The sequence below is a fragment of the Dysgonomonas termitidis genome, assembly GCF_042654545.1.
In the GTDB taxonomy this organism is placed as follows: domain Bacteria; phylum Bacteroidota; class Bacteroidia; order Bacteroidales; family Dysgonomonadaceae; genus Dysgonomonas; species Dysgonomonas termitidis.
In genome coordinates this window covers 22,827-28,894 of sequence record NZ_JBHSGN010000057.1, presented here as the reverse complement: position 1 = coordinate 28,894, position 6,068 = coordinate 22,827, and the positions used below count along the sequence as shown (strand labels likewise).

The following is a 6,068-nucleotide window of genomic DNA, read 5'->3' as shown; positions in this document are numbered from 1 at the left end:
TCATTTGGGGATATACTTTTGATAAAATTTACAATCTATAAATAGCAACTTAAATTAATTATAAGAAAGCGTTCGATGTAGCCAATCCATTTTCCGGCATCCTGTAGCCCGTTATTTCCTGTTATGTTCAATTGGCTGCTCCATTTTTCGGTGAATATGCCGATAAGTATCGAAGAGGGTTGCAGTATGAGGATATATGCTATCAGGACAACCCACATCTTATTGCCTGCAAAAAGGCCGGATATATATTCCCATAATGCCCTGAACTGGCCTTCACAGATAAGCCAAAGCAATATCAGAACAATAATGTGTAACAGTTGGTCTATCAGGAATGGTTGCAGTCCATCTTTTTTCCGCTTATACAGGAAATCTATCGCAAAATGGGAGACCAGTATCCCTGCGGGAATATACCAGCTTAACCATGCCCCTGCTATGATGTACGCCGCAATAGCATGTATAAGACTATGCATTATATTTGCTTTCAGACTTATCTGTATATCATCATTCTTTTTCCTGTCTACAAGCGATCCGGGCTGAAACAGGAAGTCACAGAGGAAATGTGCGCAAAGTAACCTGAGTAGAATATTGATTTCCATCTTTCTTAATATTTTTGTTTTTCCAAATCCGATACCTTCCTTCTGAACCGGTTTGCATATTTGATTATATTACCTGCTTTCGCATTTAACAGTAATTTGCTGATAGTCTGTTGCGTTTTTCCTGTTATTTCTGCAAGGTCTTTTTGAGACGTATGTTCCGCCATCATAAGGGGATATATAACCGAAGCCTGTGCCTGTGTCCAGCCGGATACGATATCATCAGCAAAGGTTGTGCTGACACTCAGTTCATCATTGAAGTCATCGTCAGGCGTAATAATGCACATACGGCTGTTCTTATCCAGCATATCAAATGCCTGACCCGACAAACGGAAGGCTTCTCCATCCGATTCCACGACACTGTCTGTAATAAACTCACCTTTTCCTATCCCTAATCCCATACGCGCATCCCAGCGGAGATTGGCTCCCGAATTCGCTGTCAGGGCAGCCCTTAATGTTATAGCTGTCCATACGGTAGCTTTGGCATTATCGGTAATTATCTGGAAGCTATCACCCCTGTATATCTCTATTCTGGTATTAGCTATTGCTAAAGTGTTGACATTAGAAATAGCGCTATGTAATATATCCAGTAGCCTGTCCCTGTTTCCGGAGCTCAGTATTTCCGTAGAATCTACTATATCGCCTGTTATTACTCCTATCCAACCCATTTTTTTTTTACAAAGATACTATTTTTATTTTGCTAACAGCCTTTTTGAGCTGTTTTTTGTTAATACAACCAATATTGGCTGTTTTTTGTTAATACAGCTGAAATGTGCTGTTGCTTTTAAGGCGATAAGAATGAATATTTTTTGTAATACATCCAACTGTTAATTTTTCCATTTATCTGCATTTTTTTCAAATCCAATTATCTATATCCTAAAAAGCAGATAATCTATGAATTTACCTATTTACAACTGTATTATCGACGACAACGAAGACGATATGACGGGCATCTGTGCCATATCCTTTGTCGATTGTCCGGCCAATGAGGTCGATTTTGTGACATTGAAAAAAAACAGTGAACACATTCTTCTCAATCGTGATACAAAGAAACGCATTATTACAGGCGTAGTACTGAAACCCGAGCAACTGATCTACCGTCACAGTGAAGAACTGGGCGACTATTACATCAGGTTTTCGGCCGAACAAATAGAAAGGATAGCACAGAAAATGATGCGTACCGGTGTAGCACTTCACAATACCACACACCAGCATCAGACACCGCTCTCGGGCAACTACCTCACCGAACTGTGGATAGTGGCAGACCCGCAGACAGATAAATCGAAAGCATTAGGATTTGAAGACCTTCCCAAAGGGACCTTGATGTGCAGCTACAAGGTCGAGGATGAAAAATACTGGAACACAGAGGTGATGACCGGCCATGTCAAAGGCTTCTCTTTGGAAGGTTTCTTCAATCTTCTATATTAAATTTAGATATAATCATACTGTTATTTATAAAATATCTGAAATACAGTATATTATATGGTTATTATATTTTCATATTCTTGAATATTTCCCTTAATTATATCCTTATTTTATTTACTTATATTTAAAAGTAGCTATATTTGTTTATAAATAGTTGACATATAATTATAGGTTATGGCTACATTCAAAGCGGAAGTACAAAATAAACGTGCGGACGGAACTTACAATGTAAGAATACGGGTAACACACAACAGGGAGATACGGCGAATTTCCACAAATTTATATATAACATTAGATGATCTAACTAAAAGTCTGAAAATAAAGAATGTAAATATAGTGGAAAAATGTGACGATATTATACGGGAATGCCGTGTAGTTTGCAATAATCTAGGTTTCCGCTTATTTAATATGCCTATAGATGAACTTGTTTCAAAAATAAAAAATCATCTTCAGGGTGGCGATAAATTTTATCTCGATTTTATGCAGTACACAAAAGAGAAAGCCTCTGAAATGAAAAAAGAAACCGGAGATACATATACAAGTATGCTGAATTCATTGAAACGTTTTACAAAAAGGGAAAGCCTTGATATCTCCGAGATAAACACAAATTTTCTCCTGGAATTTGAAAAGTTCATAGCATCAGAGCCTTCCCAGCGTGGTAGTAATAAAAAGAAATACAAAAAAGATTCTAAAGATAAAACGAAAGCTAAGGGAGGCCGTGCTGTATCTAAATACCTGTCATGCGTTCGAGCCATACATAACAAGGCTAAGGAACAGTATAATGACGAAGACCGCGGGATAATAAATATACCCTTCTCCCCATTTAAAAAATATAAATTGAAACCTCTCCCGAAGACGCGTAAACGGGCTTTGCCTGTTACTTTGATACAACAGATAATAGATCTTCCCTATGAAAAGGAAATAATAGGCGGACGGAGTAGCCTTTTTAATCTGGCTAAGGACTGCTTTATACTATCTTTTGCCTTGATTGGGATGAATAGCGCCGATATGTTCCGTTCAGACTCACCTAAAAATGACATTTTAGTTTATAACCGGAGAAAAACGGAAGCACGCCGGGATGACAGGGCTGAGATGTGTGTGAGGGTCGAGGCCTGTATCCGGAATTTAATGGATAAATATAAAGATGATAAGAAGCTATTCCGGTTTCATAGACACTATACTAACCATAAGGTATTCAATGCAGTAATTAATGAAGGCTTAAAAAAAATAGGCAAAAAGATTGGCGTAGATCATTTAGAGTTCTACGCGGCGCGGCACTCCTGGGCCACTATCGCCTGTTCATCAACTGTAGGCATCGATAAGTATACGGTACATGAAGCATTAAACCATGCTCCGGATAGAGCTATGAAAGTAACTGACATTTACATCGATAAGGATTGGTCGGTAATCTGGGATGCTAACAGAAAAGTACTGGATCTGTTCGACTGGTCAAAAATTACTTCAAATGTCTAGCTTGTCAATAGTTGATAAGCTAGTATTATTAAGTTTCCGCACATCGCCTGTAGACTGAGTTTTCGTCTTCGCTATAATGTAGTGGCTGTTTACATAGTCGAAAGAATTAAACTTCCATTTATACAGGGTAGATCTTGAAACATCAATAGTAGATTTGTTCGCTTCGTAAAGCGCGGCAAGTGATGTATAAGTAGTGACCTTAAGAGGTCGCTGCCGAATGAAAACATATACCGTCATACTGTCAAATAATTTTTCAATTTGCTAATATATGGTATTATATTGTCAAAAATGAGGGTTTTTAAGGCTTTTTTTTGAACCTTATTTGTCCAGCTTTTTAAAATTTGAAAAGGTAGTTTTATTAAAGTATTAGTACATAGTGAGTTACGTTATTTTTATGTGTTTGAAAAAATCATGCTCGCGAAGCCTGTTTTCCGGGGTATTTTTTCGTGAAAATTGCATAATATTACCTTGTCAATTATTGATAAGGTAGAATTGCAAAGGTGAGAAAAGAAAGCCCCGCTGATGAGCGGGGCCTGACCGTAAAATTACTTGGTCGAATAAATAATTAAGATACGGACAGTAAGTCTTTGCCTATTTTATGCAGGCCGTTTATTATCTTCTCCTGCTGTTCCTTTCGCGGGCGCTTCAATCCGGAACTGTAATGGCTCAATTGAGATACGTTTATTCCGGCGGCCTTGGCAAGGGCTGTTTTTGTTACAACCCCGTCGATATACTTCAATAACGCTTCGATATCGAACTCAAAAGCCAACTCATATACACCCTGTAATACCTCAGGTAATTGCCTTCCATAATTATTCAGCGTTTTCACATATGTATCCAGTGCAGCCTGCGCGTCAGCTTTAGCTGCTTCGATTGTTTCGCCGAATCCGAATACATTGTCTATTTCTTTGAAAGACACGCCATAGCCGTCTTTGCCCGCTTCCAATATTGCTGTTATCTGTTTCATTATTTTGTGGATTTAGAGGGGCTAAATAAGCCCCTTGATTGTTTTTAATATTTTGCTGCATGTACCTGTGGGGACTTCTTTCGCCCCATGGTAAGGGATGATTAGAAATTTCCCGTCCTTTTCATAAGTCCGGTGGCTGGTGGCGTCCTGTGATATAAACTTCCATCCTGCCTTTACCGCCAACCGGTTTAATTCTCTTGATTTCATATCCTGTATTATTTATTCGACAAGGTAAAGGTATATAAATATTTACCATTATCAAAATAAATAGGTAAATATTTTTATACTATTTGTGTGTTTTTATCAAATTATAGTATAAAAAAGTTTATAAATACAAGCTTGTCAATTATTGAAAAGGTAGAATTGCAAAGATGGAGAAAAAAAGCCCCGCTGATGGGCAGGGCTGAAAGCTTATCACAAACAGAATAACTGCTGAATTAAGCCGGAGCAAGTTCGACGCTCAAGCCAAGCGCATTGACTATCCTGTAAAAGGTCGCTACACTGGGAACTATCAGACCCTTTTCTATCCGGGAAATATAAGATTTGTTTACCCCTATGCGGCTGGCCAGTTCCTGTTGTGTCAACCTCGCGTTCTTCCGTGCATCCAGTAATAGCTGGCTGGTGTAGAATGCGTAGGCTTCTTCATCGAATTTGGCGCGTTCGGGAGTTCCGGGCTTGCCGTATTCTTTTTCCAGTTGTTCACTTATGTTTGTTATCATGTGATTGTTTGTATGCATAATATTCCTCCTTTATTTTTAATGCTTTATCTATTTCGCTAACCGGCGTTTTCTGCGTCTTTTTCTGGAAACCGTTGAACAGGACGACTACAAAATCTTCATCGAAAATGAAAAACACACGGTAAATATTACTATTATATTCCATCCGGAGCTCGTAGAGTTCATCACGGATATACTTGATAAACTTTACCGGCATGCGGTCTGTAGTTTCGAGCAACGAAAGAATATATTTAAGCTTTAGTAATTCTTTCTTACCCAGTGTTTTTATAAACTCCTGATAGTAATCCTTAAATGCTATTATTATTCTATTCATAGTACAAAGATAATGAAAGTTGCAATATATTGCAACTTTTGCGTGTGAAAAATAAAAGCTTGTATAAAAAAATGACAAGCTTTATTTGTGCGGTTTGATGATGTGGAAAAAGAAAGCCCTGCTAATGGGCGGGGCTACGGAATTATTTAAATGTTGATTTTATCATATCACCTATTAAAGAAAAGAAATAGGAAATATACCTGAATTTATAATCGAATATTTTCTTTTTATATTCAGCAATCTCAGATTCTTCCCTTAACTGATCTTTTTCTTTTTGTTCCTGTAAATATTTTTTATATCCGTCATCCCCATCGTTAGCAATCTTTATTCCTTTTTGGGTGAGCGTGTAAGTTCCGTGACCTCCTTCTATTAATCCTTCTTCTACCATCCGAGAGGTAATTGAACGACTTATCTTAGATAAAGTTTTAAAGTCTAAATCAGTGCCAAGGTAATTTTTTATTATAAGTCTAGGTTCATAACGTCCTATATTTTTCCTCATTTTAGATAAAATCTCTTGAATGATCTCATTCTCAGTTTCTTTATTTATCCCTAATTCCATA

Annotated in this window: 9 protein-coding genes; 2 read left to right on the top strand and 7 right to left on the bottom strand. The window is 37.6% G+C overall.

Going from position 1 to position 6,068, the window contains the following annotated elements:
- Positions 1-35: 35 nt before the first annotated feature.
- Positions 36-596 carry a DUF3307 domain-containing protein gene (locus ACFO6W_RS07305; protein WP_379994828.1) on the bottom strand — a complete coding sequence of 187 codons (561 nt, stop codon included), beginning with the start codon at positions 594-596 and terminating at the stop codon, positions 36-38.
- A 5-nt stretch (positions 597-601) separates the two neighbouring features.
- Positions 602-1,261: a SatD family protein gene (locus ACFO6W_RS07300; protein ID WP_379994826.1), complete on the bottom strand. Its 660-nt coding sequence runs from the start codon at positions 1,259-1,261 to the stop codon at positions 602-604.
- A gap of 226 nt (positions 1,262-1,487) precedes the next feature.
- On the opposite strand from ACFO6W_RS07300, the gene ACFO6W_RS07295 reads away from it, so the two are divergent.
- Both ACFO6W_RS07295 and ACFO6W_RS07290 read left to right on the top strand, forming a co-directional pair.
- Complete coding sequence (locus ACFO6W_RS07295) at positions 1,488-2,021, top strand: XkdF-like putative serine protease domain-containing protein (protein WP_379994824.1); 534 nt, start codon at positions 1,488-1,490, stop codon at positions 2,019-2,021.
- 171 nt (positions 2,022-2,192) lie between these two features.
- Positions 2,193-3,491, top strand: a complete 1,299-nt coding sequence (locus tag ACFO6W_RS07290) for a phage integrase SAM-like domain-containing protein (RefSeq protein WP_379994822.1) — start codon at positions 2,193-2,195, stop codon at positions 3,489-3,491.
- A gap of 565 nt (positions 3,492-4,056) precedes the next feature.
- On the opposite strand, the gene ACFO6W_RS07285 is transcribed toward ACFO6W_RS07290, so the two are convergent.
- From ACFO6W_RS07285 to ACFO6W_RS07265, 5 genes are all read right to left on the bottom strand, one after another.
- Positions 4,057-4,458 carry a hypothetical protein gene (locus ACFO6W_RS07285; protein ID WP_379994820.1) on the bottom strand — a complete coding sequence of 134 codons (402 nt, stop codon included), beginning with the start codon at positions 4,456-4,458 and terminating at the stop codon, positions 4,057-4,059.
- A gap of 21 nt (positions 4,459-4,479) precedes the next feature.
- Positions 4,480-4,665, bottom strand: a complete 186-nt coding sequence (locus tag ACFO6W_RS07280) for a type II toxin-antitoxin system HicA family toxin (RefSeq protein ID WP_379994818.1) — start codon at positions 4,663-4,665, stop codon at positions 4,480-4,482.
- Positions 4,666-4,895: 230 nt separating this feature from the next.
- Positions 4,896-5,195, bottom strand: a complete 300-nt coding sequence (locus ACFO6W_RS07275) for a helix-turn-helix domain-containing protein (RefSeq protein ID WP_379994816.1) — start codon at positions 5,193-5,195, stop codon at positions 4,896-4,898.
- Positions 5,158-5,508, bottom strand: a complete 351-nt coding sequence (locus ACFO6W_RS07270; RefSeq protein ID WP_379994814.1) for a type II toxin-antitoxin system RelE/ParE family toxin — start codon at positions 5,506-5,508, stop codon at positions 5,158-5,160. The genes ACFO6W_RS07275 and ACFO6W_RS07270 overlap by 38 nt, the downstream gene beginning before the upstream one ends.
- A gap of 142 nt (positions 5,509-5,650) precedes the next feature.
- A complete protein-coding gene (locus ACFO6W_RS07265) occupies positions 5,651-6,067 on the bottom strand; it encodes a hypothetical protein (protein WP_379994812.1) in 417 nt (138 codons plus the stop codon).
- Position 6,068: the final 1 nt, after the last annotated feature.

Excerpts from the sequence above, each read along its gene's own strand:
- ACFO6W_RS07275 (WP_379994816.1), bottom strand. The coding sequence starts at position 5,195 with ATGCATACAAACAATCACATGATAACAAACATAAGTGAACAACTGGAA.
- ACFO6W_RS07295 (WP_379994824.1), top strand. The coding sequence starts at position 1,488 with ATGAATTTACCTATTTACAACTGTATTATCGACGACAACGAAGACGAT.
- ACFO6W_RS07305 (WP_379994828.1), bottom strand. The coding sequence starts at position 596 with ATGGAAATCAATATTCTACTCAGGTTACTTTGCGCACATTTCCTCTGT.
- ACFO6W_RS07265 (WP_379994812.1), bottom strand. The coding sequence starts at position 6,067 with ATGGAATTAGGGATAAATAAAGAAACTGAGAATGAGATCATTCAAGAG.
- ACFO6W_RS07285 (WP_379994820.1), bottom strand. The coding sequence starts at position 4,458 with ATGAAACAGATAACAGCAATATTGGAAGCGGGCAAAGACGGCTATGGC.
- ACFO6W_RS07280 (WP_379994818.1), bottom strand. The coding sequence starts at position 4,665 with ATGAAATCAAGAGAATTAAACCGGTTGGCGGTAAAGGCAGGATGGAAG.
- ACFO6W_RS07290 (WP_379994822.1), top strand. The coding sequence starts at position 2,193 with ATGGCTACATTCAAAGCGGAAGTACAAAATAAACGTGCGGACGGAACT.
- ACFO6W_RS07300 (WP_379994826.1), bottom strand. The coding sequence starts at position 1,261 with ATGGGTTGGATAGGAGTAATAACAGGCGATATAGTAGATTCTACGGAA.
- ACFO6W_RS07270 (WP_379994814.1), bottom strand. The coding sequence starts at position 5,508 with ATGAATAGAATAATAATAGCATTTAAGGATTACTATCAGGAGTTTATA.